At 62.9% G+C, this 26,870-nt stretch carries 29 protein-coding genes and 1 other RNA gene; 9 read left to right on the top strand and 21 right to left on the bottom strand.

Going from position 1 to position 26,870, the window contains the following annotated elements:
* Positions 1 to 143: 143 nt before the first annotated feature.
* Positions 144 to 728: a (R)-1-hydroxy-2-trimethylaminoethylphosphonate oxygenase gene (gene tmpB / locus AC1D1B_RS20915; protein WP_477334324.1), complete on the bottom strand. Its 585-nt coding sequence runs from the start codon at positions 726 to 728 to the stop codon at positions 144 to 146.
* On the bottom strand, positions 725 to 1,876 hold the full coding sequence (gene tmpA, locus AC1D1B_RS20910) for a 2-trimethylaminoethylphosphonate dioxygenase (protein ID WP_477334323.1): 1,152 nt from the start codon (positions 1,874 to 1,876) through the stop codon (positions 725 to 727). The genes tmpB and tmpA overlap by 4 nt, the downstream gene beginning before the upstream one ends.
* A 119-nt stretch (positions 1,877 to 1,995) precedes the next feature.
* Here tmpA and AC1D1B_RS20905 point away from each other — a divergent pair, with 119 nt between their 5' ends.
* Complete coding sequence (locus AC1D1B_RS20905) at positions 1,996 to 2,886, top strand: LysR family transcriptional regulator (RefSeq protein ID WP_477334322.1); 891 nt, start codon at positions 1,996 to 1,998, stop codon at positions 2,884 to 2,886.
* Between the two features lie 180 nt (positions 2,887 to 3,066).
* Positions 3,067 to 4,869, top strand: a complete 1,803-nt coding sequence (locus tag AC1D1B_RS20900) for an NAD(P)/FAD-dependent oxidoreductase (protein ID WP_477334321.1) — start codon at positions 3,067 to 3,069, stop codon at positions 4,867 to 4,869.
* Here the strand turns inward: AC1D1B_RS20900 and AC1D1B_RS20895 are convergent.
* From AC1D1B_RS20895 to AC1D1B_RS20885, 3 genes are read right to left on the bottom strand one after another with little or no spacing between them, the layout of a single operon-like run.
* The gene (locus AC1D1B_RS20895; RefSeq protein ID WP_477334320.1) at positions 4,866 to 5,399 is read right to left on the bottom strand and encodes an N-acetyltransferase family protein; all 534 of its coding nucleotides are present in this window, start codon (positions 5,397 to 5,399) and stop codon (positions 4,866 to 4,868) included. The genes AC1D1B_RS20900 and AC1D1B_RS20895 overlap by 4 nt on opposite strands.
* 22 nt (positions 5,400 to 5,421) lie before the next feature.
* A complete protein-coding gene (locus AC1D1B_RS20890; protein WP_477334319.1) occupies positions 5,422 to 5,730 on the bottom strand; it encodes a hypothetical protein in 309 nt (102 codons plus the stop codon).
* Between the two features lie 4 nt (positions 5,731 to 5,734).
* Positions 5,735 to 6,301, bottom strand: a complete 567-nt coding sequence (locus tag AC1D1B_RS20885; protein ID WP_477334318.1) for a helix-turn-helix domain-containing protein — start codon at positions 6,299 to 6,301, stop codon at positions 5,735 to 5,737.
* Between the two features lie 151 nt (positions 6,302 to 6,452).
* Between AC1D1B_RS20885 and AC1D1B_RS20880 the strand changes: the two genes are divergently transcribed.
* Positions 6,453 to 8,285, top strand: a complete 1,833-nt coding sequence (locus AC1D1B_RS20880) for an ATP-binding protein (RefSeq protein ID WP_477334317.1) — start codon at positions 6,453 to 6,455, stop codon at positions 8,283 to 8,285.
* Positions 8,286 to 8,570: 285 nt separating this feature from the next.
* Here the strand turns inward: AC1D1B_RS20880 and AC1D1B_RS20875 are convergent, their stop codons facing one another.
* On the bottom strand, positions 8,571 to 9,362 hold the full coding sequence (locus tag AC1D1B_RS20875) for a GGDEF domain-containing protein (RefSeq protein WP_477334316.1): 792 nt from the start codon (positions 9,360 to 9,362) through the stop codon (positions 8,571 to 8,573).
* Positions 9,363 to 9,493: 131 nt separating this feature from the next.
* Positions 9,494 to 10,477 (bottom strand): tRNA (adenosine(37)-N6)-dimethylallyltransferase MiaA, encoded by a 984-nt coding sequence (gene miaA, locus AC1D1B_RS20870; RefSeq protein WP_477334315.1) that lies wholly within the window; start codon positions 10,475 to 10,477, stop codon positions 9,494 to 9,496.
* On the opposite strand from miaA, the gene serB reads away from it, so the two are divergent.
* Positions 10,467 to 11,354, top strand: coding sequence for a phosphoserine phosphatase SerB (gene serB / locus AC1D1B_RS20865; RefSeq protein ID WP_477334314.1), 888 nt, complete (start codon positions 10,467 to 10,469; stop codon positions 11,352 to 11,354). The genes miaA and serB overlap by 11 nt on opposite strands.
* Positions 11,351 to 11,923: a GNAT family N-acetyltransferase gene (locus tag AC1D1B_RS20860; RefSeq protein WP_477334313.1), complete on the top strand. Its 573-nt coding sequence runs from the start codon at positions 11,351 to 11,353 to the stop codon at positions 11,921 to 11,923. Before serB ends, AC1D1B_RS20860 begins: the two co-directional genes overlap by 4 nt.
* A gap of 46 nt (positions 11,924 to 11,969) precedes the next feature.
* Here the strand turns inward: AC1D1B_RS20860 and AC1D1B_RS20855 are convergent, their stop codons facing one another.
* The 7 genes from AC1D1B_RS20855 to AC1D1B_RS20825 all read right to left on the bottom strand — a co-directional run bounded on the left by AC1D1B_RS20855 (position 11,970) and on the right by AC1D1B_RS20825 (position 18,209).
* Positions 11,970 to 13,487 (bottom strand): DegQ family serine endoprotease, encoded by a 1,518-nt coding sequence (locus tag AC1D1B_RS20855; RefSeq protein WP_477334312.1) that lies wholly within the window; start codon positions 13,485 to 13,487, stop codon positions 11,970 to 11,972.
* 143 nt (positions 13,488 to 13,630) lie between these two features.
* Complete coding sequence (locus AC1D1B_RS20850) at positions 13,631 to 13,816, bottom strand: DUF2065 domain-containing protein (RefSeq protein ID WP_112560446.1); 186 nt, start codon at positions 13,814 to 13,816, stop codon at positions 13,631 to 13,633.
* A gap of 4 nt (positions 13,817 to 13,820) precedes the next feature.
* Positions 13,821 to 14,777: a protease modulator HflC gene (gene hflC, locus AC1D1B_RS20845; RefSeq protein WP_477334311.1), complete on the bottom strand. Its 957-nt coding sequence runs from the start codon at positions 14,775 to 14,777 to the stop codon at positions 13,821 to 13,823.
* Positions 14,777 to 15,898, bottom strand: coding sequence for an FtsH protease activity modulator HflK (hflK, locus tag AC1D1B_RS20840; protein WP_477334310.1), 1,122 nt, complete (start codon positions 15,896 to 15,898; stop codon positions 14,777 to 14,779). The genes hflC and hflK overlap by 1 nt, the downstream gene beginning before the upstream one ends.
* A gap of 153 nt (positions 15,899 to 16,051) precedes the next feature.
* Positions 16,052 to 16,666: a dimethylsulfonioproprionate lyase family protein gene (locus AC1D1B_RS20835; RefSeq protein WP_477334309.1), complete on the bottom strand. Its 615-nt coding sequence runs from the start codon at positions 16,664 to 16,666 to the stop codon at positions 16,052 to 16,054.
* Complete coding sequence (locus AC1D1B_RS20830; RefSeq protein ID WP_477334308.1) at positions 16,663 to 17,193, bottom strand: dihydrofolate reductase; 531 nt, start codon at positions 17,191 to 17,193, stop codon at positions 16,663 to 16,665. Before AC1D1B_RS20830 ends, AC1D1B_RS20835 begins: the two co-directional genes overlap by 4 nt.
* Positions 17,193 to 18,209 carry a DUF4424 domain-containing protein gene (locus tag AC1D1B_RS20825; protein WP_477334307.1) on the bottom strand — a complete coding sequence of 339 codons (1,017 nt, stop codon included), beginning with the start codon at positions 18,207 to 18,209 and terminating at the stop codon, positions 17,193 to 17,195. Before AC1D1B_RS20825 ends, AC1D1B_RS20830 begins: the two co-directional genes overlap by 1 nt.
* A 147-nt stretch (positions 18,210 to 18,356) precedes the next feature.
* On the opposite strand from AC1D1B_RS20825, the gene cobF reads away from it, so the two are divergent.
* The gene (cobF, locus tag AC1D1B_RS20820) at positions 18,357 to 19,130 is read left to right on the top strand and encodes a precorrin-6A synthase (deacetylating) (protein ID WP_477334306.1); all 774 of its coding nucleotides are present in this window, start codon (positions 18,357 to 18,359) and stop codon (positions 19,128 to 19,130) included.
* Between the two features lie 236 nt (positions 19,131 to 19,366).
* On the opposite strand, the gene AC1D1B_RS20815 is transcribed toward cobF, so the two are convergent.
* The 4 genes from AC1D1B_RS20815 to modA all read right to left on the bottom strand — a co-directional run bounded on the left by AC1D1B_RS20815 (position 19,367) and on the right by modA (position 22,404).
* Positions 19,367 to 19,708: a winged helix-turn-helix domain-containing protein gene (locus AC1D1B_RS20815; protein ID WP_203278662.1), complete on the bottom strand. Its 342-nt coding sequence runs from the start codon at positions 19,706 to 19,708 to the stop codon at positions 19,367 to 19,369.
* Between the two features lie 69 nt (positions 19,709 to 19,777).
* On the bottom strand, positions 19,778 to 20,890 hold the full coding sequence (modC, locus tag AC1D1B_RS20810; RefSeq protein ID WP_477334305.1) for a molybdenum ABC transporter ATP-binding protein: 1,113 nt from the start codon (positions 20,888 to 20,890) through the stop codon (positions 19,778 to 19,780).
* Entirely contained in the window at positions 20,887 to 21,591 is a 705-nt protein-coding gene (gene modB, locus AC1D1B_RS20805) for a molybdate ABC transporter permease subunit (RefSeq protein WP_477334304.1), read from the bottom strand. Before modB ends, modC begins: the two co-directional genes overlap by 4 nt.
* Positions 21,592 to 21,606: 15 nt before the next feature.
* On the bottom strand, positions 21,607 to 22,404 hold the full coding sequence (gene modA / locus AC1D1B_RS20800) for a molybdate ABC transporter substrate-binding protein (RefSeq protein ID WP_477334303.1): 798 nt from the start codon (positions 22,402 to 22,404) through the stop codon (positions 21,607 to 21,609).
* Positions 22,405 to 22,561: 157 nt separating this feature from the next.
* Here modA and AC1D1B_RS20795 point away from each other — a divergent pair, with 157 nt between their 5' ends.
* Positions 22,562 to 22,768, top strand: coding sequence for a TOBE domain-containing protein (locus AC1D1B_RS20795; RefSeq protein ID WP_477334302.1), 207 nt, complete (start codon positions 22,562 to 22,564; stop codon positions 22,766 to 22,768).
* A gap of 17 nt (positions 22,769 to 22,785) precedes the next feature.
* Here the strand turns inward: AC1D1B_RS20795 and AC1D1B_RS20790 are convergent, their stop codons facing one another.
* Together AC1D1B_RS20790 and AC1D1B_RS20785 are read right to left on the bottom strand one after the other, a co-directional pair.
* Positions 22,786 to 23,580, bottom strand: a complete 795-nt coding sequence (locus tag AC1D1B_RS20790; protein WP_477334301.1) for a thymidylate synthase — start codon at positions 23,578 to 23,580, stop codon at positions 22,786 to 22,788.
* Positions 23,581 to 23,724: 144 nt separating this feature from the next.
* The gene (locus tag AC1D1B_RS20785; RefSeq protein WP_477334300.1) at positions 23,725 to 24,036 is read right to left on the bottom strand and encodes a DUF2853 family protein; all 312 of its coding nucleotides are present in this window, start codon (positions 24,034 to 24,036) and stop codon (positions 23,725 to 23,727) included.
* A gap of 165 nt (positions 24,037 to 24,201) precedes the next feature.
* Here AC1D1B_RS20785 and ssrA point away from each other — a divergent pair.
* Positions 24,202 to 24,560: a transfer-messenger RNA gene (gene ssrA, locus AC1D1B_RS20780) on the top strand.
* 162 nt (positions 24,561 to 24,722) lie between these two features.
* Here ssrA and AC1D1B_RS20775 read toward each other — a convergent pair.
* The gene (locus tag AC1D1B_RS20775; protein ID WP_477334299.1) at positions 24,723 to 25,928 is read right to left on the bottom strand and encodes a multidrug effflux MFS transporter; all 1,206 of its coding nucleotides are present in this window, start codon (positions 25,926 to 25,928) and stop codon (positions 24,723 to 24,725) included.
* 185 nt (positions 25,929 to 26,113) lie between these two features.
* Here AC1D1B_RS20775 and AC1D1B_RS20770 point away from each other — a divergent pair, with 185 nt between their 5' ends.
* Positions 26,114 to 26,803, top strand: coding sequence for a TetR/AcrR family transcriptional regulator (locus AC1D1B_RS20770; RefSeq protein WP_477261680.1), 690 nt, complete (start codon positions 26,114 to 26,116; stop codon positions 26,801 to 26,803).
* Positions 26,804 to 26,870 lie beyond the last annotated feature (67 nt).

The following is a 26,870-nucleotide window of genomic DNA, read 5'->3' as shown; positions in this document are numbered from 1 at the left end:
CCGCGAGAAGCAATTGGCGATGGCTCGGAGGAACTGGCCGGGAGCGCGTGCTCCCGGCATTTCCCCGGCCTGTGAGCCGTCACCGCGCATTGACCATCGAAGCGGAAGCACATGGCCGTTCCCTCTCGAGTGTGGATTTGCGATCAGGTGCGATTGGCGAAGTCGCGGACGACACGCTGCAGCAGCGGCACGTAGTCGCGAAAATTCCGCGTCTTCATGTTGGCGATCTTGCCGGCCTCGTCCCAGATGCGAACCCGCACCGCTTCCTCGTGGAACGGGTTCTTGCGGAACTCGGCCACCTCTTCGGCATTCATCGGCCCGCCCTGCAGCGACAGCGTGTGGACCGAGGCCTGCGACAGCTTGCCGAAATAGGTCGGGTCGGTGGCGCAGAGGTAGCGCTTGGCCGAGACATGCAGCCGCACACACTCGACGATGACAGGCGGAAAGAACGGCGCCAGCACCTCGCCACCGGCTTCGTCATGATGCTTGTCCTCGACATCGTCGGGCGAATAGGTGCCGAACTCGCTGGTGTAGTGGCCGATGTCGTGCAGCAGGGCGGCCGCGACCAGCACCTCCGGCGCGCCGTCCTTTTCGGCGAACCAGGCGCCCTGCAGCATGTGCTCCGACATGGTGACGGGTTCACCGAGATAGGATTCCGCCCCTCGGCGTTCGAAAATATCGGCGATGAACTCGACGATGTTGCCCGCGTTCAAATCCTGGCCGTTCATTCCGCGGCCTCCTTGAACGCGTGTTCGATCGCCGAAAGCGTCGACAACAGCCCGTCCTTGTCGGCGTAGCAACCCTGCAGCCAGCGCTTACCGGTGCCGGAAAATTGCTTGCGGGCATGCATGACGCGGGTGTTGTCGACGATGAAGGCCTGCCCTGCCTCGAGCTTGAAGGTCACTTCGAAGGACGGATCCTCGATCAGTTCGGCGAACCGGCGATAGGCGGCGTAGTAGGCCTCCATGTCGGCGAACGGTACATCGACGGTCGGCGCCAGCGAGCGGTTGTTGAAGCGGATGGAGATCAGCTCGCCATCCGGCCCGAGCTCGATCATCGGCCGCTTGGCCTGCAAACGCACACCCGACGAGCCGGCATATTCGAAACGCGCCGGGTATGAGCTCAACAGACGAAAACCTTCGGGGTTCTCGGCCTGCAAGGCGGCTGCCACCGCAAAACCGTCGACGACGCTCGATTCACCGCCCTCCACCGTATTTTCGATGCAGGACAGGATCTGCAGCGTCGGCACCGGATCGCGATAGGGATTGTCGGTGTGCGCCTGCAGGCCGAGATTGGTGTAGGCCAGGTTGGTCGGGTTGACCTCGGCGCGCACCTCGAACCAGCGGCCGTAGTTGGTCTCTCTGATATAGCCGAACAGATCGGACACTTTGACCAGCGCCCCGGATTCGGTCGGCAGGTCGTCCATCACCGCGAAGCCATAGGTTTTCACCGCCGACAGCCATTGCCCCAACACAGCGCGGTCGCGGCTGGCCGCGACATAGCCGGCGCGCGGCACCGAATTCTGCATCGTGGCCTTGGTCCATCGCACGGTGCCCTCGCCGGTCCAGCCGGGCTGGCGGGCGGCATCGCGATCATAGGCATTGGCGCTCAGCCAGGCCGCGGGGAAGCTGACGGTTTTCTGTTCCGGCACGAAGCTGATCTCGAGGGCGTCGCCCTTGATCGCGGCCGCGCCGATCCGCGTTTGCGCGGGAATGTCGAGAATGGTGATAAGCCGCTGGCCGTTGCCGGCGCTGCGCGTCTTGTCGTCGAGCGCATTGTCGCGCAGCCACATCGCATGAAAGCGGGTGCGCGTCCCGTCCTTCCAGCCGAGGTCGATTGTTCTTCCTTCGTCGCCGATCAGCGCGTGGGTAAGCATGGAGATCCGTTCCTGTCAGTTGCGCCCCACAGCCGGGTCCGTGGGCTTCAATTGCATGTTGGCGGGATAAGAGGCATAATTCAAATTATCGTTTTTCGGCCTATGGGCATAAATTTCTAATGGCTCAAACAACCCTGCCCTTGCCGCCGCTTGACTGGCTGCGCAGCTTCGAGGCGGCCGCGCGGCTGTCGAATTTCACCGCTGCCGCTGCCGAGCTCGGCCTGACCCAGGCGGCCGTAAGCCAGCACATCCGCTCGCTCGAAGAGCGGCTGAGGCATCCTTTGTTCATCCGCCTGGCGCGCGGTGTCGAACTGACGCCGGAGGCGGCGGCCTATCTGCCGCATTTGCAATCGGCCTTCGCCGTGATCGGCAACAGCACGCGTGAGCTGTTCGAACCGAGGACGATCCAGAGCGTGACGATACGATCGCCGATCTCCTTTGCCGTGCTGATGATCGCGCCGGTCCTGCCCGAAATGGCGACCAGCCTGCCGCACGTCCAATTGCAGATCGAGACCATCCATACGCCGGCAGATTATGGTGAGCGCTCCGGCATGCTCGATATCCGTTTCGGCAATGGCTCCTTCGCCGGACGGCAGGCTGATCGGCTCACCCGGGAAACATTGACGCCGATGGCGGCGCCACATCTCGCCAAGATGTCGGACTGGACGGAATTGCCGAAACTGACAGTCGTCGGTGCGCGCGAAATGTGGGGCGAATGGTTCGCCGCCGCACGCATGAAGCCCACCATCGGGCCGGCGCACAAATTCGACAGTTTCGTCGCCGCGCTCGAGGCGGCAAAGCACGGCGCCGGCATGGTACTGGGATCGCGTCCGCTCGCCGATGCGGCGCTGCGCGACGGATCGCTGGTGACCCTTTCCGAATTTGCGCTGTCGGGCGGCGCCGGGCACTATCTGACCGCCCCCTCCGGCGCGCATCTCAGCCGCGCCGAGGACGATGTCCAGCAATGGTTCGCTACGGTGTTCAGCCAGCGGATGGCAGATCGCTCGTAGCATTTGAGCCGGGCGCCGTCCGCACGGCGATTTCCCGATAAGCCCCTGAATACGCACCAAACTATTGGACGACGTGACGCGGCGCATGGTTTGCCGCGATACTGCGCGAAGCCGGACGTCAAGCTTCGGCAGGGTTCCGCTCGCTACAGGCGGCCAGGAAAAAATCGCGGAGGAAATTCAATGCTCGACAAGGCCCCCAACAAGAAGCTTTCCGACCTGCTCGATCGCTTCGGCGCGGCACTCACCGCCGGCGATGTCGACAAGGCCGTCGCCTGCTTCCAGGAGGACTGTTTTTGGCGCGATCTCGTCACCTTCACCTGGAACATCAAGACGATGGAGGGCCGCGATCAGGTGCGCGACATGCTGGTCAGCCAATTAGCCAAGACCAAACCGTCGAACTGGGCGATCGCCAAGGGCGAGGACGCCTCGGAAAACGACGGCGTGCTCGACGGCTGGATCAGCTTCGAGACGGCGGTGGCGCGCGGCTTCGGTCACATCAGGTTGAAGGACGGCAAGATCTGGACGCTGCTCACCACAATGGTCGAGCTCAAGGGCCATGAGGAGCCGGCCGGCTTCGACCGCCCGCTCGGCGCCAAGCACGGTCATGGCAAGAACCGCCCGACCTGGAAGGAAGAGCGCGAGAAGGAGGCCGCCGAGCTCGGCTTCAAGACACAGCCCTACACGCTCATCATCGGCGGCGGCCAGGGCGGCATCGCGCTCGGCGCGCGGCTCAGGCAACTCGGCGTGCCCACCATCATCGTCGAGAAGAACGAGCGTGCCGGCGACAGCTGGCGCAAGCGCTACAAGTCGCTCTGCCTGCATGACCCGGTCTGGTACGACCATCTGCCCTATATCGACTTTCCCAGGAACTGGCCGGTCTTCGCGCCCAAGGACAAGATCGGCGACTGGCTGGAAATGTACGCCAAGGTGATGGAGCTGAATTACTGGTCCTCGACCGAGGCCAAGAGCGCCGTCTATGACGACAAGAAGAAGGAATGGACGGTGGTCGTGCGCCGCGACGGCAAGGACATCACGCTGAAGCCGAAGCAGCTGGTGCTGGCCACGGGGCAATCCGGCAAGGCCAACATGCCGAGCTTCAAGGGCATGGACACATTCAAGGGCGACCAGCATCACTCCTCGAAGCACCCCGGCCCCGACGCCTACGCCGGCAGAAAAGCCGTCATCATCGGTTCCAACAACTCCGCCCATGACATCGCGGCCGCCCTTTGGGAGGCCGGCGCAGATGTCACCATGGTACAGCGCTCGACCACGCATATCGTCAAGTCGGACACGCTGATGGAGATCGGGCTGGGCTCGCTCTATTCGGAAAAGGCGGTTGCGAGCGGCATGACCACCGCCAAGGCAGACCTCGTCTTCGCCTCCCTGCCCTACAAGATCCTGCACGAGTTCCAGATCCCGGCCTATGCCGAGATGAAGAAGCGCGACGCCAGCTTCTACAAAGGCCTGGAGAAGGCCGGCTTCATGCTCGACTGGGGCGATGATAGCTCCGGCCTGTTCATGAAATATCTGAGGCGCGGCTCGGGCTACTACATCGACGTCGGCGCCTCCGACCTGATTATCGACGGCTCGATCAAATTGAAGAGCGGCGTCGAGGTGAAGGAGATCAAGGCGCATTCCGTTCTGCTCTCCGACGGATCCGAACTGCCGGCCGATCTTATCGTCTACGCCACCGGCTACGGTTCGATGAACGGCTGGGCAGCCGATTTGATCTCAAGGGACGTCGCAGACAAGGTCGGCAAGTGCTGGGGCCTCGGCTCGAACACCACCAAGGACCCAGGCCCTTGGGAAGGCGAACTGCGCAACATGTGGAAGCCGACGCAGCAGGAGGCACTCTGGTTCCACGGCGGCAATTTGCACCAGTCGCGCCACTATTCGCAGTTCCTGTCGCTGCAGCTGAAGGCGCGGATGGAAGGCATTGCGACGCCGGTCTACGCGCTGCAGCAAGCCCATCACAAGGGCTAGGCAGGACCACTCGCGGACTGGCCGATGCGCTTCCAGTAGATGAGCGTGCCGGTCAGTCCGCCATGCGGCTTCAACGCAAAGTCCGGTATTTCGCCGGCAAGCGTGAAGCCGAGTTTTTCGTAGAGGCCCGAAGCGCCTTCCTCGGTCGCGGTGTCCAGCACCAGCAGCGTGCGGCCTCTCTCGACGGCGAGGCCTTCGGCGGCGCGCATCAGCCGGCTCGCTATGCCCTTGCCGCGATGTGCGAGCCGGGTCATCAGCTTGGCGATCTCGGCCCGGTGCGGCTGGTTGACTGGAAAGTCGAGCAGCAAGGTCACGGTACCGACGAGAGCGTCTCCCTGCCAGGCGCCCAGCACCACTCGTTCACCCCTCTCCGCTGCCATCAGCGAGTTGTCCCAGAAGGTTTCCGCCGCTTGCCTGGATAGTGGATGCATGAAGCTGACGGAGCCGCCGGCCGCGACCGTCTCGATCAGCAGGTCGGCCAGCATGTCGCGTGTTTCCGCAGTCAGCGACCTGATTTCGATGGAACTCATGCTTGCACTATCCTTGCTGCCATCAATCCAGCCGCGCGACGCGGCGTCGTTTTCGTCCTGCCTTGATCGCGGCAATGCGATCGGCGTCCTTTGGCTGCAGATGCAGCCCACGCTCGAGGATCTCGAGTGTGTATTCCTCATAGGTCAGGCCCAGCTGCTCGGCCTTTTCCATGCGCATCAGCATCACATCGCGGCTCGGCGCCTTCCACGCCTTGGCGTGCGCTGCCTGCCAGGCGAGGAAGATGTATGGATCGCCCTTGCCCCAGGGCGGGCCTTTGTAGTCGTCGAGCGGCGGTCCGCCATTGTCGGAGCGCTTGGGACGTCTTGCCACGATTTCAGCCCCTGACCAGCGCAACCAGATAGTCGGCCGGCTGTGGCCCGACGGCATGGAACGTGCAGTCCAACGGCGCGCCGAGCGCCAGGCAGTCGCCGGGTGCGAGACTGTGCACGACATCGCCCTCGGTGAAGTCGAGCCGCCCGGAGATCAGCCACATCTGCTGCTTGATGAAGGCATAGGACGCTGCCGGAAAGCTCACTTTGGCGCCCGCCGGCAATTGCACCCGGATCAGTTCGAGCGGCATGTCGGAGACCGGCGACAGATGTCGCCTGACATAGCCCGTGCCGGGATCGCGCCACACCGGCTGATCGCCTTGGCGCAGCAGGCCGCCGCCTTGCTGCTCCGCCCGCGCAATGAGCGTCGACAGCGTCATGCCGAAGGCGGCGGCTATGCGCACCAGCAGGGCCGCGGTTGGGCTGGTCATGCCGCGCTCAATGGTGCTGAGCATGGCTTTCGAAACGCCTGAGCGGTCCGCCAGTTCCGCCAGCGACCAGTTTCGCAAGGTTCTTTCGGCGTGGATTCTTTTGCCGATCGTGGTGGATATGTCATTCGCTATATCGGTCATTCGTCCAATATATCGAAATTCTGAATTCGGGGAAGAGGCCGGTGGATCGAATTTTCGCTGACGGGTTAACCTCTGCTACACCATCCCGCCACACGCCACCTTAACCCCATTTGTGTAGGGTCGACGCTCCACGGAAATGGGATCGGACTGTATGTTTGTCGAGCGCGAAGCCTCCGTTGGAGAACCGACCTCGCAGGAGCGTCGCCGCGCCGAGCAGAACGACAAGCGCATTCTGGGCAACGTCGTGCAGTGTGACGGTGCACGCGCCACCATCAGTGCCTACGCCGACGATATCGAAGGCGCGGTCACCGGCCTGTGGACGGTCGGCAAGATGATTTCCATCAACCTCGGGACATCGCGCACGGTTGGCCTGGTCTATGAGATCGGCAAGTCGGATCGCGCCTGGAGCAATGAGGGGCAGAATCCGATCGAGGTCAGCGTGGAACTGATCGGCGAGGTGCGCGACGGCGCCGAGCCCGGCGACCGCCCGATCTTCGACCGCGGCATCACCACCTATCCGCATATCGGCGCAATTGCCCACCGCATCCGCAGCCGCGACCTGCGGGCGGTCTACGACCTTGCCGGGCGTCACTCGATCACCATCGGCACGCTGTCGCAGGATGAGGCGATCGACGCCAACATCGCCATCGACGACACGCTGGCGCGTCATTTCGCCATTGTCGGCACGACAGGCGTCGGCAAATCCACCGCCGTCTCGCTGCTCTTGCGCAAATCGATCGCCGCGCGGCCCGATCTGCGCATCCTCATCCTCGATCCGCACAATGAATTCGCGGCGTCGCTGCCTGAGTTCTGCGTCCGGGTCGATTCCAAGACGCTTGATCTGCCGTTCTGGATGTTCAGGCTGGAGGAGTTCGCAGAAGTGCTGTTTCGCGGCCGCGAGACGGTGCCGGAAGAAGTCGATGTCCTGCGCGATCTGATCCCCGCCGCCAAGAACCTCTATCGCAACCCGAATTCCGGCAGCTATGTGCGGCGCGGCAGCGATGCGCTGACTGCCGACACGCCGGTGCCCTACCGCATGGTCGATCTCATCAAGCAGATCGACGAGCGCATGGGCCTCCTGGAAAGCAAGAACGACCGCCCGACGCTGAAATCGCTGAAGACGCGCATCGAGTCCGCTGCGTCCGACCCGCGCTATCGCTTCATGTTCAATTCGCGATTGATCGAGGACACGATCCACGAGACGATCGGCAACATTTTCCGGGTGCCGCATCATGGCCGCCCGGTGACCTGCTTCGAGATGGCCGGCATGCCGTCCGAAGTGGTCAACTCCGTCTGCTCGGTGCTGGCACGGCTCGCCTTCGACCTTGCTCTGTGGAGCGACGGCCGGCTGAAACTTTTGCTGCTGTGCGAGGAAGCGCATCGCTACATGCCGGCCGATCCGCGGCTCGGCTTTGCGCCGACAAGGCATGCTTTGTCGCGCATCGCCAAGGAAGGCCGCAAATATGGCTGCTATCTCGGCGTCGTCACCCAGCGCCCGGGCGAGCTCGATCCGACCATCCTGTCGCAGTGCTCGACCTTCTTCGCCATGCGGCTGGCCAACGAGCAGGATCAGGCAATCATCCGCTCGGCGATCGCCGATTCTTCAGCCTCGACACTGGCCTTCCTGTCGTCGATGGGCCAGCGCGAAGCCATCGCCTTCGGTGAAGGCGTGGCGACGACCATGCGGCTGAAATTCGAAAAGCTGGCGGAGAACCTGATCCCCGGCACCGCCAAGCGAGAGCAGGACGAGTTCTCGCTGGATGGCAACGACGTCGATCTCGCGGCCATCGTCGAACGGCTGCGCAACGTGCCGAAAACGCAGCAGCAGATGGCCTTCGCCGAGGCGGTGGATTCCGGCCGCCAGGCCGGCGATCCAGATTACCGCAAGCCGGCCACCGCACCGCGCGTCCAGCCCGACGACGATTTCGACATGCGCTACGGCCTCAAGCCCGCCACCTTCGGCATGCGCTCGCAAAGCGACTGAGCTTCAGCGTAACGTCCTTCTACCGAACAAAAGCCGCGTCGGCGTCCAAGACCCGGCTTCGTTGGCCCGCTTGGGTAAATCCCGAAAGGGAATTCATCAGGTCGGATTGAATGGCGCGGCTTTCGAGAAGCCGGAGCGGAGCGGACATTTAGTCCGTGAGCACCGGCCTACGCCGGCCGTAGCCCTTAACTGTCGCAGGCACCTCACAAGTGCTTCGGCCGGCGAAGGCCGAAAGTCGAGAAAACCGCGTCAGGCAACCGGCCTCATGAATTCTTCTTCGGGATTTTAGGCGCAGACGCGGTTGCGGCCCTGCCTCTTCGCCTCATAGAGCTGGCGGTCGGCGCGGCGGTAAAATTCCTCGGCCGTTTCCTTGCGGTCCCACACAGCCAGGCCGACGCTGGTGGTAATCTTGAGGCGGACATTGCCCGACAGCACCGACATGTTGGCGATCGCCTTGCGGATGCGTTCGGCGAATTTCTGTAAGAGCTCGGCGTCCATGTTGGGCGTGACCACGGCAAACTCCTCGCCGCCGAGCCGCGCCACCACGTCATGATAGCGCGTCATGCCTTTGAGGCAATTGGCGACTGCCCTCAGCACCTCGTCGCCGACATCGTGGCCATGTGTGTCGTTGACCTGCTTGAAATGATCGAGGTCGAGGATCATCAGCCCGACAGGCTTCTCGATGCGGCGGAATTCTTCGAGATATTCCTTCAACGCATCGTCGAAATAGCGCCGGTTCTGCATGCCGGTGAGACCATCGGTCAGCGCCGCATGCTGCAATGTTTCCGAACGGGCACTGAGCGACACCGTCATCGCCCGCAGCTTGCCCTCTTCCGTCGCCTGGCTGCGGATCAGCGGGTAGATGAAGAATACGCCGAAGAAAAGCGCCGTCGCCAGAAGCACGCCGGTGATGAACAGCAGCCTGTTGAGGTAGACGATCCTCTCGATGCGGGAAGCCGTATCCATGTCGGCGGCAATGCCCTGCAAAAGACCATAGGCGTGAAGCGTCACCAGGCCTGCGGCGAGGATCACGAAAATAAAGACGAAAAATGCGGATTCCGCCTTGTGGAAACGCATCTGCTCCCCGTTGGAAAAGTACCCGCCTGATTTATGGCATGACGGCGCCTTACGGACTGTTAATCCAGACAACCGGAACGGGAATGTTCATTTCAGCTCCTGTTTCTGTAATTGCATTAGCAACAGGAAAATCAAAACGCTTTGTTCGGGTCGTCGCCGGGCTGCAATCTTAGCCATTCCGGGCCCAGCTGATGGCGAAACCACGTCGTTTGCCGTTTGGCATATTGCCGCGTCGCGGCCTTGCAGCGCTCGATGGCCTGGGGAAAGCTGATGTCATCAGCCATCGCGGCCGAGAGTTCGCGAACGCCGATCGCCTTCATCGCCGGCAAATCAGGATCGAGGCCAAGCGCCACAAGCCGTTTGACTTCATCGAGAGCGCCAAGATCGAGCATACGGTCGAACCGGCTCTCGATCCGCTCGACAAGGGCCGCGCGGTCGGGCTCGATGACGAAGAAACGAGCACTGTCGCGGTCGATCAGCGGCCGGCCGCGCGCCGCTTGCCATTCGAGAATGGAGCGGCCGGATGCGTCAAGCACCTCCAGCGCCCGCACGATGCGTTGGCCGTCGGTCGGCTTCAGCTGCATGGCAACCGCGGAATCCTCGTGCATCAGGATGCGGTGCAGCTTGGACGCGCCTTGTTCCTTCAACTCGTAACGCCAGCGGTCGCGCACCTGCTGCGGAATGTCGGGCATTTCCGAAATACCCTCGGCAAGCGCGCGAAAATAGAGCCCGGTGCCGCCGACGAAAATCACCCGACGTTCGAAGGGAGGGCCATCCGGGCGTCGGGCAAGCGTGCCGTCGTCGATCAGCCTCATCACGTCACGCAGCCAGGCGCCGGTGGAATAGGCGGTGGAGGGATGCACGTGACCGTAGAGAAAATGCGGCGCGCGGGCGAGTTCGGCAGCAGCCGGCCGCGCCGTCAGCACGTCGAGCACCGAATAGCCCTGCATGGAATCGGTGTTGACGATGACGCCGCCCTTGCGCTCGGCGAGATCGAGCGCCAGCGCCGACTTGCCGCTGGCGGTCGGCCCGGCTATCAGGATCGCGTTCTTCACGCGGCCCTCGCCGGCCTGCCCGCCCTCGCCTAGCTGCCTGGAAGTTTCGATGCCGCTCATTGCCACGCTTGTATCCCACCCCGTCAGCCGCACCGTCTCGGCCTCGCTTGCGAATATGGCCTCACGGTCGGTCGGCGCAAGCGCTGTTCACTGGCTGGGCGAAGGCATCGCGTGCGATCTGGTGCTCGCCGAAGGGGCTGAAGCCGCTGAGACGAGTGCTGCCTTGCGCGCCGCGCTCGGCTCCGAACCGGTCGACGTGATCGTCCAGCAGGCCGAAACACGCCGCAAGACAATACTGCTCGCTGACATGGATTCGACCATGATCGATCAGGAATGCATCGACGAACTGGCCGACGAGATCGGCGTCAAGGATCGCGTTGCCGCCATCACGGCGCGCTCGATGAATGGCGAGATCGCCTTTGAACCGGCACTGCGTGAACGCGTGGCGCTGCTGAAAGGCCTCGATACAGCCGTTGTTGACCGCATTATCGCCAACCGCCTGACACTGGCGTCGGGCGGCCGCGCTCTGGTGCAGACGATGCGGGCCAACGGCGCCTGGACGGCACTCGTCTCCGGCGGCTTCGACGTGTTCACCAACCGCATCGCCGACATGCTCGGCTTTCAGGAAAACCGCGCCAACCGCCTGATCGAGGAAAACGGGCGCTTTGCCGGCCTGGTCGCCGAGCCGATCCTCGGCCGCGCCGCCAAGGCCGATGCGCTGAAAGAGATTTCGGCCCGTCTCGGCCTGACTCCGGCCGACGCCATTGCCGTCGGCGACGGCGCCAACGACCTCGACATGATCCGGCTTGCCGGCACCGGTGTTGCGCTCCACGCCAAACCCACCGTCGCCGCCGAAGCCAAAGTCCGTATCGACCATGGCGATCTGACGGCGCTGCTTTATGTGCAGGGCTACCGGCAGGAGGAATTCGTCGTATGAAACCGATGCGCACCGAACGCCTGATCCTGCGCAATTGGGAAGAGCGCGACCGCGAGCTCTTCCATCGCATCAATTCCGACGAGCAGGTGATGGAATTCTTTCCGTTTCGCCGCGACCGCGCCGAGACGGATGCCAAGATGGACGAATTTCGGGGCTGGATCGCCGAGGACGGCTTTGGTTTTGCCGCCGCCGAGATTGCCGCGACGGGCGAATGCATTGGCTTTGTCGGCCTCTTGGAGACCGATCACGTGCCGTCCATGCCATCCGATACGATCGAGATCGGCTGGCGGCTGGCGCCGGAATTCTGGGGCAAGGGCTATGTCACCGAGGCCTCCGAAGCCTGGCTCGCCTTTGGCTTTGAAACGCTTGACCGCGAAGAGATCGTATCTTTCGCCGTCGCCGCCAACCGCCGCTCCACCGCCGTCATGGAACGCCTCGGCATGAGCCCCGACCCGTCCCGCGATTTCGACCACCCATCCATCCCTGACAGCCACCCGCATCTCAAGCGACATGTCCTGTACGCCCTATCGCGCAAGGACTGGCAGGCACGAAAAAGGGCGGCTCAGTAGCCGCCCTTTTCATTTCAAAATCAGATCGTTGCAGGCCTGGCCGGACTCAATCCATGCGGATCGTAACGAACCGCAATTCGCCGGTCTTCGACGCCAGCATCAGAAGCGCATTCTTGCGGCCCTGCTCCTTCAGCGCGCCGATCCTGTCCATGACGTCCTTCGGGGTCGCGACCGATTCCTGGGCGATCTCGGTGATCACCTCGCCGGCCTGGATGCCGCGCTCGGCGGCAGCCGAATCCTTGGTGACGTCGGTGATGACGACGCCGGAAACATCAGCCGCGATGCCGAACTTGGTCCGCGTCTCGTCATTGAGTTCACCAACGGTCATGCCGAGCACCGAAGCCGTCGAAACCGCGGGTGCCTTGTCGTCGCCCTTGTCTTCATCAGTGGTGCCGTCTTCGCCGCTGGCGAGCTTCTCGCCGTCCTCGAGCCGGCCGAGCGTCACCTTCACCGTCTGCTCAACGCCCTTGCGCACGATGATCACGTCGACCGCCTTGCCGACCGGGCTTTCCGCCACGACGCGCGGCAGGTCGCGCATTTCATGAATGTCCTTGCCGTCGAACTTGATGATGACGTCGCCGGCGAGAATTGTGCCATTGTCGACCGGTCCGCCCTTGATGACGCCGGCAACCAGCGCGCCCTTGGCGGTTGCCATGCCGAGGCTCTCGGCGATGTCGTCGGTCACCGGCTGGATGCGCACGCCGAGCCAGCCGCGGCGGGTTTCGCCGAACTGGCGCAGCTGGTCGACGACGCCCGAGGCGAGCTGCGAGGGGATGGAGAAGCCGATGCCGATCGAGCCGCCGGACGGCGAGATGATCGCCGTGTTGATGCCGATGACCTCGCCCAAGCTGTTGAACAGCGGACCGCCGGAATTGCCGCGGTTGATGGCGGCATCGGTCTGGATGAAGTCGTCATAGGGGCCGGAATTGATGTCGCGGTTGCGAGCCGAGACGATACCGACCGTCACCGTGCCGCCGAGCCCGAACGGATTGCCGATCGCCATCACCCAGTCGCCGACGCGCATCTTGTTGGAATCGCCGAACTTCACCGCCGTCAGCTTGTGGCCCTTCGGGTCGACCTTGAGCACCGCGACGTCGGTCTTGGTGTCGGTGCCGACCAGCGTCGCCTTGAGCGTCACGCCGTCGGAGAAATTCACCTCGATGTCATCGGCATCGGCAATCACATGGTTGTTGGTGACGACAATGCCTTGCTCGGCATCGACCACGAAACCGGAGCCCAGCGACTGTACCTTTTGCGAGCCGCCATCCTTGTCGCCGCCACGGTTCTTGAAGAAATCGTCGAAGAAGTCCTGGAACGGCGAGCCCTCCGGCAGTTGCGGCATCGGCACCGCGCCCGGACCTTCCGTGCCCTTCACGGTCTGCGAGGTCGAGATGTTCACCACTGCACCCAGCAGGCCTTCGGCGAGGTCGGCGACCGAAGCCGGTCCGTCCGCGGCCACCGTCGGCGTCACGAAAGCCGGAACGGCAAGCGCGCCGACCATAAGTGCCGCAGTACCTGCGATGAACGTCCGCCGCGCCGCGCGCAGAAGGGTGTTGGATGTCATCGAGAGCCTCCCGGTAATTGCTGAAAGAAAAAGCGCTTCGGCAAAACGCCGCGTCGCGTCATGTTGGCAAGAAATACGGCACATCTGCGGCTATGGCCACATCAGGAGGATAAATCCTCCGTTACACCTCACGTCGACGGCCCTCAGCCACGCACCAGCCAGACAATGCCGACGCCGATGGCAATCGCCGCCAGCCCGACGATGCGCAGCGCATTCTCCGGCATCGACAGCACTTCGCCGGCAAGGCGTTTGGCGAGACCGGGAAAACCGCCATAGACCAGGCCCTCGACGACGAGGACCAGGCCTATGGCCGCAAGGAAATCCTGCACCGCCCTACTTGGCGGGTGCAGGTTGCGCTGCCGGCGCGGCAGGTGCCGTCGCCGGGGCGGCAGGTGCCGCCGGCTTCGCGTCCGTGCCGTCGGGGTTGCGGAAGAAGCGGAAGAACTCCGAGTTCGGCGACAGCACCATCGTCGTCCCGGAGTTGTCCAGCGCCGTGCCATAGGCATTCATCGACCGGTAGAAGTCGAAGAAGGCCGGATCGCGTTTGTAGGCATCGGCGAAGGTCGCGCTGCGCTGGGCCTCGCCCTCACCGCGCAGGATTTCCGATTCCTTGCGCGCTTCGGCGACGATTTCCACCACTTCACGGTCGGCGCGTGCGGTGATGCGCTGCGCGGCCTCTTTGCCGCGCGCTCTCAGCCGTTCGGCCTCCGCCAAGCGTTCGGCCTTCATGCGGTCGAAGGTCTGCTGCGAAACCTCAGCCGTCAGGTCGGTCCGGCGGATGCGCACGTCCTCGATCTGCAGACCGAGCGACGTCGCGTCCGGCCGAAGCTGATCGCGAACTTCGCGCATCATCACGGCCCGCTCTTCCGAGAGCGCCGCTTCGAAGTCGCGCAGACCGTAGACACGGCGGAGCGCTGCATCGAGACGCGTCCTCAGTCGGGCTTCGGCCAGGGTGATCTGACCGGACACGGCGGAGCGGAACACGCGCGGATCCGAGATGCGGTAAGCGATGAAAGCGTCGACCTCGTAGAACTTGCCGCCCGAAACCTGGACGCGGATGTTATCGAGATCGAAGCGCAGCACCCTGTTTTCGATCAATTGCACGCTGTCGGCGTCGAAGAAGGCGAAAGGCGCCTTGAAATAGATGCCGGGTTCATTCTTGACATCGACGATCTCGCCGAACCGCAGCACGAGCGCCTGCTGGCGCGCGTTGACCACGAAGACCGAGGAGTAGAGCAGGAAAAGAAGCACGGCCGCGATGACGGCGAGGATGGAAAGACGATTAGCCATCACTGGGCTCCTCCGGTCGTGGCGCCAAGGGGCGCCGGCGCCTTCGGCTGCAGTGCCGGCAGCGGCAAATAGGGGACGACCCCTTGCCCATTGCCCTGTTCGACGATGACCTTGCTGGAGTCTTTCAGGACCTTCTCCATCGTTTCCAGATAGAGGCGCTTGCGCGTCACATCGGGGGCCTTGGCATATTCGTCATAGACCGAGATGAAGCGCTGCGCCTCGCCTTCGGCCTCCTGCACGACACGGTTCTTATAGGCCGCCGCGTCTTCACGGACCTGTGCGGCCTCACCGCGCGCCTGGCCGAGTTTCTGGTTGGAATACTGGTTGGCCTGTTCGACGAACTTGTCCTCGTCCTGTTCGGCGCGCTGCACTTCGTCGAACGCATCCGCCACTTCACGCGGCGGCGCCGCGTCCTCGATCGAAACCGCATTGACGTTCAGGCCGGCCTTGTAGCCGTCCAGCGTCGTCTGGATGATTTCACGCACCGACGCGGCGATGCCTTGGCGATCGTCGCGGAAAATGTCCTGGGCCGGTCGCCGGCCAACGGCTTCACGCATGGCACTTTCAGCGACCTGCTGCAGCATGCCTTCGGGATCGGAGACGTCGAACAGGTAGGCTCTTGGATCGGATACCTGGTAGGCCACCGAGAACTGGACGTTGACGATATTCTGGTCGCCGGTAAGCATCAGCCCGGAAGTGTTGCCGCTCGTCGCGCCGCCACCACCGATATCGACGAGCTGCTCGGCGATGTTGGCCGTCTCGACGGTTTCAACGGGCCACCAATGGAAATGCAGACCCGGCTGCGACAGCTCCGCCTTGGGCTTGCCGAAGCGCAACTCGACCGCAACCTCGTCCGGCTGCACGGTGTAGACCGCCTTGAATGCCCACAATACGACCAGTGCCGCTGCAATCAGCGCAAACACGGCCGGGCTGGCGCCGCCGCCACCAGGCAGCGCACGCCGCAGCCGGTCCTGGCCGCGGCGGATGATGTCTTCGAGATCGGGAGGTGATCCCTGCGGGCCGCTAGGCCCCTTTGGTCCCTGCCCCCAGGGTCCCTGATTGTTGCCGCCGCCGCCGCCCCATGGGCCGCCGCCACCGCCGCTCTTGTCGTTCCAGGGCATGAATGTCCTTTCGCTTGGAATTCCCTCAGCGCCGGCCTTGCGGCGCAAAATCCAGTTGTTCTTCTATAGGGACGCCGCGATGCGCTTTCAACGCGATCCGGCACCGCACCGTCCGATTTGGAGCGTTGCAGGCAGCAAATTCCAATAAGTCGCCTATGAATGCGGCCCATTGTCGAGCGGCAGGCACCAAATGGCAAAGAGCGGCTTCGCATCCGCGCGCATGGCATGAACGATGTCAGGTGGATTGTAGACCACCCCGCCGACCCCGGGTTCATGCCACGCCTCGGCTTTCTGCCGCCACTCACCCTGCGACAGGACAAGGTAAAGCTCTTCCGGCGGATGCCGATGATCTGGATAGCTCGTGTGCGGCGCCATGACCGAGACTCCGATCTCGATTGCACTGCTCGGGACGAAACCACCCGGACCGACAATGAAGGAATCGGCATAATTCTCGGCCAGCACCGCGGACTTGCGACGCTCGCTTTGATTGTTCCAGCTAAGATGCGGCTCAATCTCGCGCAGCGCGGCGGCGAGCCTGCCGAGATTGCCGCCGACCTTTTCAAGCTCGGCAAAGCATTCCGCGAGGTGACGACAAGCCGGCTGACGCTGGGGTTGCTCACCGCTCCCCTGCGGCGCCTCAAGCGCGGTGTTACCCAAAATCCGCCGGTGCGCGGCCGCGCGCGCCGGGTCATTTCCCATACGCGAGCGTATTTCTGTGCCGAGCAAATCCATGAAAGTGCCGAGCGGTGGATGCTTGTTGGCCGTCATGGAGATACCTGCGTCATGGGCCGGCTGCGCTCGTAAACCGTATAGCGCGTTGCGTGGCTGTCCTTTTCACCAGCCGGAAAATCCTGCGAACGGACAATTCGCCAGCTGGCTGGATCGATGTCAGGGAAATGCGCGTCGCCGTCGACCTCGGCCAGCACATGAGTGACATGCAGGCGGTCGGCGAGCGGCAGCGCCTGTGCATAGATTTCGCCGCCGCCGATGACACAGATCTCGTCGACGCCAACCATGCAACGCCCGCGCACCGTGGCCAGCTGGATTGCGGCTTCCAGCGAATTTGCCGTTTCAACGCCCTCGGCGCGCCATGCCTTGTCGCGGGTCACCACAATGTTCAATCTGCCCGGCAGCGGCCGGCCGATGCCTTCATAGGTCTTGCGGCCCATGACGACGGGCTTGCCCATCGTGTCGGCCTTGAAGCGCTTGAGATCGGTGGACAGCCGCCACGGCAGGCCGCCGTCGCGCCCGATCACGCCGTTCTCGGCGATGGCGACATAGATCGCGACGTCCATCAGTTGGCCTCCCCGGCGCCGTCATCCGACGGCACCAGCAGCAATATGTCGATGTTGTGCTCGGGATAGAAATCCTTCGCCGTCGTCTCGAAGGTCGTCGGCCCGACCTTTTTGACATTGTCGCCGCAGAACGAAATCAGCGCTTTCGGATTGCCCTTGTCGACGGTCAACTTGAACTTGCCGATGCTGCCGTTCGCCCAATTGCCGCCGGTGGTCAGGATATATTGAATGCGGTTCTCATAAGAATGCGGATAGCCGTCGGCCTTGGCGGCCTGGCGCACCGCATTCTCGAACGCGTCGTCCATGCAGAACCGGGTCTTGTAGCTTGTATATTGGCTGCTCTCGGAGAACTTGCCGTCATAGAAGAAGCTGACCGATGACGTGCCGCCGACGCTGGGCTTGTAGCGGTGCGAGACGTGGACATCCTTGTTGGCCGGAAATGTCGAGCGCCACCAATAGGTCGAGCGCAACTGCCACCACGGCGTATAGACCTTGTTCGCCTCAGTACCGTCGCTGCCCGTATCCTCGATGATGATGCCGCGGTTCTCCCAATCCTCGGCGACCGCTTTCGGCAGCTTGGCCAGGGCCGCCTTGGCCGCATCGCCGAACGGGTTGAACGGCACGTTCTGCGCCTTCAGATCGGCGCCGATATCGATGCCGACAGCGAACACTTTCTGCTCGAGCTGCGGCTTTGCCGGCACACCATCGATCGTCACCTCGAAGCCGAGGAAATTGTCGCTCTGATTTTCCGGGATGGCCGGCATTTCCTCCGGGTCACCTTCGATATCGGGCAGCGGGAAGGCGACGATGGCATCGACATCCTTGTCGGTGTTGTTGTGGAAGACATAGTCGACTGTCACTCTTTCCGGCGAGATGAACAGATCCTCGCTTTGCATCGCCACCGCATCGCTGCGTGACAGGATCAGGCCACCGGTGCCAAGTTCGGCGGTCGAATCGTTGGCCAGTGCGGGCGTGGCTGAAAGCGCCAGCGCTATAGTCAAAACATATCGCAACATCGAAGCCCCTCGCCAGGAATGCCGCGACCCTAGCCGTTTCAATGTGGCGTTTCAAAGCCCTTCCGTCTCCCTGCAGGACGCACAGTGTCTGGACACGCCAATCGGCGGTCTGGACTAACAGGTTTCGATCGGGCAGGAGTTCGCGTCATGCGCAAGCTTCTCGTCATCGGCATCGGCGCCGGCAATCCCGATCATATGACCGTGCAGGCCATAGAAGGGCTGAACCGGGCGGACGTCCTGTTTATTCCAGACAAGGGCGCCAAGAAGAACGACCTTGCCGAACTCCGCCGCCAGATCTGCGACCGCTTCGTCAGCAACCCGAAGTCACGCCGCGTCGAGTTCGATGTGCCGGTGCGCGCCGAGCCGGCGCCATCCTACCGCTCGACCGTCGACGACTGGCATGAGGCAATCGCCGAAATCTATGAAGGCCTGATCCGCGACGAACTTGCCGAGGACGGCTGCGGCGCTTTCCTGATCTGGGGCGACCCTTCGCTCTATGACAGCGCGCTGCGCATCCTGGGGCGGGTGCGGCTCAGAGGCAATGTCGGGTTCGAGCTGGAGGTCATCCCTGGCATCACCGCGGTCCAGGCGCTCGCCGCCAGCCACAAGATGGCGCTGAACCGTATCGGCGACCCCGTGCTGATCACCACCGGCCGCCGCCTGACCGAGCAAGGCATGCCGCAAAATGCCGGCAGCGCGGTGGTCATGCTCGACGGCAAATGCGCCTTCAACACGCTGGCCGACAAGGATCTGATCATCCACTGGGGCGCCTATCTCGGCACGCCGGACGAGATTGTTATCTCGGGCCGCCTCGGCGAGGTCGGCGCGGAGATTGAGAGGGTCCGCGAAGAAGCGCGGAAGAAAAAGGGCTGGATCATGGATACTTACCTGCTGCGCAGGCCGGCTGAGCCTGAGGAATAGCGGTGAGATTCAAGAACCGATAAGGCTTCACGGTCGAGTTTCTTCACACCCTCCTCTGTCCTGCCGGACATCTCCCCCGCAAGGGGGGAGATCGGCAACTTCTACCTCGGCTCCCCATCTTTCAACGTTGGCGGTTAGCGAAAACACTTGCGACATCCAATCTCCCCCCTTGCGGGGGAGATGTCCGGCAGGACAGAGGGGGGTGGGACGGAGTGCAACTTGGCGGATGCAGGACTTCACCCAGCATCAATCTCGGCCTGCAGTGCCGCCATATGCGTGGCGGCCGCTGCCGCCGCAGCGCGCTCGATGGCGCGAAAACGGCTGACCACCGCCAGTCCGACGGAGGTCAGCTGCGCGCCGCCGCCTTTCCTGCCCCCAGTCTGCGCCGCGACCAGCGGCTTGCCGAACACACGGTTCATATCCTCGACCAGATCCCAGGCGTGCTTGTAGGACATCTCCATGCCGCGCGCGGCGGCCGAGATCGAGCCAAAGGTGGCGATCTGTTCGAGCAATTCGATCTTGCCCGGACCTATGCGCCCGTCCGGATCGAGATTTATCCGCAGGCTCAGCGACGGCATCTCTTGTCCTCCACGGTCACACTAGCCCCTCTCGATCCATAGCGCTATTCCAAAACGATATAGCGGCTATCAGCCATCCGCTTCGGCCGGCAGCCCGGCGCCGGTGTTGGCGCGGTCGAAACTCACCGTCTTGATCACCGCGAACACCTTGCCGCCGAGATGAAGTTTCAGCCCCTGCCTGGATTGTTCGGTGATGCGGGCAAGTACGGTTGCGCCATTGCAGTCGATGCCGATCTCGACCGTTGGCCCCTCGCCCGAGCTGATCGCGACGATGATGCCCGGCAGGATGTTGAGCGCGCTGAGCCCCATCGGCTGTTCGGTGGCGATCATCACGTCGCGGGCGCGGATGCGGATGCGCACCGGCGCACCGGTCGCGACAGCCAGCCGCGGCACCCGGATTTCGCCCGCCGCCGAGCCGAGCACGGTCATACCAAAAGCCTCGTCATGGCGCAGCACCTTGGTGTCGAGCACCGCACCACCTTCGCCGCGCTCTTCCGCCGGCAGCAGGTCGAGCCGTTGCATGATCGCGCCGGTCGGACCGGAAGCCGCGACCTTGCCTTGCGCCATCACCACCACGTCGCTCGCCAGCCGCGCCACTTCGGCGACGGAATGGCTGACATACACGATGGGCAACTTGGTCTCGTCGCGCAGCCTTTCGATATAGGGCAGGATCTCGGCCTTGCGCGCATCGTCGAGCGAGGCCAGCGGCTCGTCCATCAAAAGCAGCTTCGGGCTGGCAAGCAGCGCCCGGCCGATCGCCACGCGCTGCTTCTCGCCGCCCGACAGCTTTGCTGGCCGCCGTTCCAGCAGTGGACCGATGCCGAGCAATTCGACGACGGCGTCCATCTCGGCATAGCGTTCCGCCGGCGGCGTGAACCAGCGGCCATACCGCAGATTGCCGGCCACGCTCATATGCGGAAACAGCCGCGCATCCTGGAACACCATGCCGATCCGGCGCTTGTGCTTTGGCACGAAGATGCCGGCACTGGTGTCGACCAACACCCCGCCATCGACCGCGATGCGACCCCTGTCCGGCCGGATCAGGCCGGCGATCATGTTGATCAGCGTCGTCTTGCCGGAGCCCGAGGGGCCGAACAGCGCCGTCAACCGTCCAGCGCTTTCGAAACGCGCGTCGATGGCGAAATCGCCGAGCCGATGGCTGATGTCGACCAGCACGCTCATTCGATGTCCATCCGCCGGCCGACGCGCCGCGCCAGCACCTCCGAGGCGACCAGCGCGGCCATCGAGATGATGATCGAGATCAGCGTCAGCCTGAGCGCCCCGTCATCGCCGCCCGGCACCTGCGTGAAGGTATAGATCGCCGAAGGCAGCGTCTGCGTCTCGTTGGGGATGTTGGAGACAAAGGTGATGGTGGCGCCGAACTCGCCCATTGCCTTGGCGAAGGACAGGATGGAGCCGGCGATCAGCCCCGGCAGGATCAGCGGCAGCGTGATGGTCGCGAAGACCCCGAGCGGATTGGCGCCGAGCGTTCCCGCCGCCGCCTCCATCTTGCGGTCGACGGCCTCGATCGACAGCCGGATCGCCCGCACCATCAAGGGGAAGCCCATGATGCCGCAGGCAAGTGCGGCACCGGTCCAGCGAAACGAGAAGACGATGCCGAAATGCTCGGCGAGGAATGCGCCGGCCGGCCCGCGCCGGCCGAAGGTGAGCAGCAAGAGATAACCGGTCACCACCGGTGGCAGGATCAGCGGCAGGTGCACCACACCGTTGAGCAGTGTCTTGCCCCAGAATTTGCCGCGCGCAAGCAAGAGCGCGATCGCGATGCCCGGTGGCAGGCTGAAAAGCATTGCCACCGTCGCCACCTTGATCGACAGCCGGACCGCATTCCATTCGTCGGGAGTGAGGTCCAGCAGCCAGTTCATGCGACAGGCGTTACCTTAATTGCTCGGCGCGAGCACAGTGAAACCCTGATCCTTGAACAATTCCGCCGCCTTGGCGGACTGCAGGCACTTCAGGAAAGCCGGCGTATCCTTGTCCTTCGAATCGACGGTCTGGGCAACGGGGTAGATGATCGGCGGGTGCGAATCCTCCGGGAAGGTGCCGACCACCTTAACGTTCTTGTCGGCATGCGCGTCGGTGGCATAGACGATGCCTAGCGCCGCTTCGCCTGTCGAAACCAGCTTCAATGCCGCGCGCACATTCTCGGCCTGCGCCACCTTGCCTTCGACCGACGACCAGACGCCGAGCGATTCAAGGGCGGCCTTGCCGTACTTGCCGGCCGGCACCGCCTTGAAGTCGCCCATGGCGAGCCTGCCGTCGCCGACCAGCTTGGCGAGATCGAAGCCTTTCTCGATCTTGGTCTCGACCTTGGAATCCTTCGGCGCCACCAGAACGATCTGGTTGCCGAGCAGCTTCACCTCGGTGTCCGGCTTGGTCAGCTTCTTGTCGGAAAGATATTTCATCCAGTCGAGATCGGCCGAGATGAAGACGTCGGCGGGAGCCCCACCCTCGATCTGCTTGGCCAGTGCCGAGCTCGCGGCGTAGGACACGGTCGCGGCCTCGCCGACATCGGCTTCGCAGGCCTTGTTGACGGCATCGAGCCCGTCCTTGAGGCTGGCGGCAGCAAACACGATCAACTTGTCGTCTGCGTGAGCCGCCGGCACCGCGGCCATCAACGCTGCAGCAAAGCCGCCAATCGCGATCGCCCTCAATCCAAAACCTGTGTGCCTCAACATGAAACTCTCCCTGGGTTTGAAATCCGCTCGGCTCGACGCCTGTCGATCGATATATCCGGATGAATATAACAAGGGAAGGCCGCATCCGTCGAAAGCGTCTGTCCGGCATCGATTGTTCTGGTTATGACGGGCGGACAAACTTTGGAAAGGAAGTCCCATGAAAATCAGCGCCCGCAACATCCTCAAGGGAACGATCGTCGAGATCGTCAAAGGCGCCACCACCTCGCATGTCCGCATCGATGTCGGCGGCTCCGTCGTCACCGCCTCGATCACCAACGATGCCGTCGCCGATCTCAAGCTCGAAAAGGGCAAGCAGGCCTATGCCGTGATCAAGGCGTCAGACGTCATGGTCGGCATCGACTGATGGCAGGCTAGTGAGGATCAGACCGCGATCGGCGCCTTGATCGACGCATCGGCAAAATAGTTTTCCAGCCGGAAATCCTCGAAGCGGAAGGCGAACAGGTCCTTCACCTCCGGGTTGATCCACAGCGTCGGCAGCGCCTTGGGCGTGCGCCGCAATTGCTCGCGCGCCTGCTCGACATGGTTGGAGTAGAGATGCGCATCGCCGAGCGTATGGACAAAATCGCCAGGCTTCAGCCCGGTGACCTGCGCCACCATCAAGATTAGCAGCGCGTAGGAAGCGATGTTGAAGGGCACGCCGAGGAAGATGTCGGCCGAACGCTGGTAGAGCTGGCAGGAGAGCTTGCCTTCCGAGACGTAGAACTGGAACAGGCAATGGCACGGCGGCAGCGCCATGGCTTCCACTTCGGCCGGATTCCACGCCGAAACGATCAGCCGGCGCGAATTCGGATTCTTGCGTATCTCCTTGAGAAGATTGGCAATCTGGTCGATCGACCCGCCATGACCATCCGGCCAGGAGCGCCATTGCTTGCCGTAGACCGGACCGAGGTCGCCATTCTCGTCGGCCCACTCGTCCCAGATCGAAACGCCATGATCTCTAAGGTATTTGATGTTGGTGTCGCCGGCCAGGAACCACAGGAGTTCATGGATGATCGACTTCAGATGCAGCTTCTTGGTTGTGGTGACCGGAAAGCCGCGGCTGAGATCGAAGCGCATCTGGTAGCCGAACACCCCACGCGTGCCGGTGCCGGTGCGGTCGCCACGATCGGCGCCGTTGTCCAGCACATGCTGCAAAAGGTCGAGATATTGGCGCATCGGCTTCGCCTCGATTCGGGGTTGCCGGCATCATAGCCGACTGGCCGCCGGCCGAACACAGCAAAGCGAGAATGCTTCGGGGATATCGCCCGGCAACCGGCGCGCAAACCGCGCCGGCGTCCACTGTTCAGCCGGCGTGGCCGATCAGAGCGAGCCGAGCTTGCCCAGATCCTTGGCGACCAGATAGTAGAAAGTCACGCGGCTCTTGGTGTTGTCGGCGGCCATTGCCTTGCAGGTCTTTTCGATCGATGCATCCGCCTTGGCGCCGTCGGCGATGCCGAGCTTCTTGGCGACCCAGTTGGCCTTGACGCGATCGAGTTCCTTGGGGTCGGTGCAGGATACCAGCGAGGAATCGCGGTTGCGCAGCGCAATGCCCAGATGCTTCACAATCTTGGCAACCACATCGGCATTCGCGCCGGCATCGTATTTCTTCACATCCGCAAGATAGTCGGCCATCAGACTTCCCCTGTCGGCGCCACGGATCCGGTCGATGAGGGCTGTGGCGCGCTACGCAACCTGTGCGCTAGGTCGATACTCCTCACCGGCACAAAGCTTCGGTTGAGACCGCGTCCAAGTCAACCCTCGGCCTCACAGTTTGGTACGGCTAAGAAGTGCCATTGCGGCCTTTCATTTTGTGCGGCCGCCCCCTATATTCGTTTTGTCGGCTTGACCGACTATGGCGATAAATGGGCGATGTAATAAGCCGTTCGGACCCGGGGGCGGTACCCGGCGCCTCCACCAAAAGCCGCTTTCACGACAAAGCGGTTCTTGCTGGGGGCGAAATAGGATCGACGAAGGTGTAAAGATCGTACTTTTGCCCGGCATGGTACCACCGTCATCGGGCTAAACCTGTAGTTGCAAATGACAACTATGCGGAAGCACGTCTCGCCGCGTAAGCGGTGCGATAGCTTCAAATCAAGCCCTAGAGGTTCGCACTTCTAGGCGGGGTTCGGAGGTACCTGGCAACAGAAACCTCCACTTCTCCCCCTCCTGCAATATGTTGCATGTTGCACCCGCAAGCGCCGGGCAGGCCTTCAAACAGCCATGCCGCGAAGCGGCTGCGGTTCATTCTGGCCGAAGCCGACTGTCCGGGCATGAAAAAGGCCGGGACAAACCCGGCCTTTTCGTCGATTGCATTTGGCTTACTCCGCCGGCGCTTCGATCGGTTCGCGCGAGCGGCCGAGCGTCAGCTTGGCCAGCGTGAACGAGATCACGGCGCAGAGCGTGATGCCGGCCACCATCGGCAGCGGCGTGCCGTCGAAGAAGATGCCGGCGACACCCATGGCCAGCGCACCGATGGCGAAATGCAGCGTGCCCATCAGCGCCGAGGCAGTGCCGGCGATCTCACCATGCTCTTCCATGGCCAGCACCGACGTCGTCGGGATGACCAGGCCGAGGAAGCCGTAGCCGATGAAGAGCAGCACCGCCATCACGTCGAGCCGGTCAACGCCGGACGCCATGACAGCGAACAGCACCACCATGGTCGTGGCGTAGCCGGTCACGGCCACCCAGACGACGCGCTTCAGCCCAAACCGTTCCGACAGCAGTCCCGTCAGCTGCGACATGCCGATGAAGGCCACCGCATTGATCGAGAAGAACACGCTGTAGACCGAAGGCGACAGCCCGTAATGGTCGATCAGGATGAAGGACGAGCTCGACAGATAGACGAAGAAGCTAGCAATGCCGAAGCCGGCGATCGCCACCAGGCCAAGGAAATTGCGGTCACCCATCAGGAAGCGATAGCCGGCAAGTGCGGTTCCGAAGGAGGAACCGACGCGTTCTTCCGCCGGCCGCGTCTCCTTGAGCGAGGTCGCCAAAAGAATGGTCGCCAGCAGCGCCGCGCCCGTCACCGTCCAGAACACGGCGCGCCAGCCGAAATTCTCGATGATCTGGCTGCCGGTCAGCGGCGCCAGGATCGGCGACACCGAAAACACCAGCATCAACAGCGACATCAGCTTGGCGGCTTCCGTGCCAGTGTGCAGGTCGCGCACAATGGCGCGCGGCACCGCCATGCCGGCGCTGGCGCCGAGGCCCTGCAGGAAGCGGAAAGCGATCAGCCATTCGATAGTCGGCGCCATGGCCGAACCGATGCCGCCGACCATGAACAAGGCAAGCCCGCCATAAAGCGGCAGCTTGCGGCCGACCATGTCGGAGATCGGCCCGACGACGATCTGGCCGAAGCCCATCGACAGAAAGAAGATCAGCAGGCTCATCTGCACGGCGGCGGTGCCGGCATGCAAATCCTGGCCGATCGACGGCAGCGCCGGCAGATACATATCGATGGCGAAGGGGCCGATGGCGGACAACAAGCCGAGCACGACCGCGATGCGGAGGAATTTGGGACTCATGATAAAGGCTTCTTTCGAATCTGGTTGCCGCCGGCGAGCGGCGTCTAACCCTAGGACGTTCCATCCCTTGAAATTCCGACTCCAGAGCGAATTGAGCCGCCTCTCCGGAATGAAATCTCTCTTTCTTATGTCCACAAAATTAGACACTCTTGTCTAATTCGTCAATCACCTCTATATAGATTTTGATGAAGCTTGCCGTTTCTCCTGACATTTTCCCGCCACGTGGCCACGAGGCCAAGCGTATGTCGATCATCGATGCGGCGGCTTCGGTCTTTTGCCGCGAGGGCTTCGCCGGCGCCAATATCGACCTGATCGCGATGGAGGCCGGCGTCTCGCGCCAGACCATCTACAATCACCACCGCGACAAGGAGAAGCTCTTCATGGCCGTGGTGCGCGATCTGACCGAGCGCTGCAATGCCGGCATCTTCGCCACCTTTGCCAGCTTCCCCGACCAGCCCAGGGAACTCGAAGCCGATTTGATCGGCTTTGCCGTGCGCATGAACCAGAACTGCATCTGCAATCGTGATGGACGCTTCCTGCGCAAGCTGATCCAGACCGAGGGCGAGCGCTATCCCGAACTGTTTGCCGAATGGCGCGACCAGGGTCCGGGCCGGACCTGGCCGGCACTTGCCGCCCGTTTTGCCCGCCTCGCCCATGCCGGCCACCTCGCGATCGATGACCCCGACGTCGCCGCGCGCCAGTTCCTGGCCCTGGCAAATGCCGAACTGCAGACCACCTTCATGCTCGGCGGCATGCCGTCGGAGGATGAAGTGCTGCAGTCGGCGACGCACGGCGTGCGCACCTTCCTGCGCGCCTTCGGCAAGCGCAGGTCCGCGGCAGCGGTGGAAAAGCAGGCCCTGCTGGCCAGCGCCTGATCGAACCGAGCGATCAAATCGTCAGTGATAGGCTTCGCTTCGGCGTGCCTGCGATCTATATCCGGTT

Source organism: Mesorhizobium sp. P2_C5_2 (genome assembly GCF_056404535.1).
The sequence above is the reverse complement of the archived record's forward strand: the minus strand, read 5'-3'. Positions and strand labels throughout refer to the sequence as shown.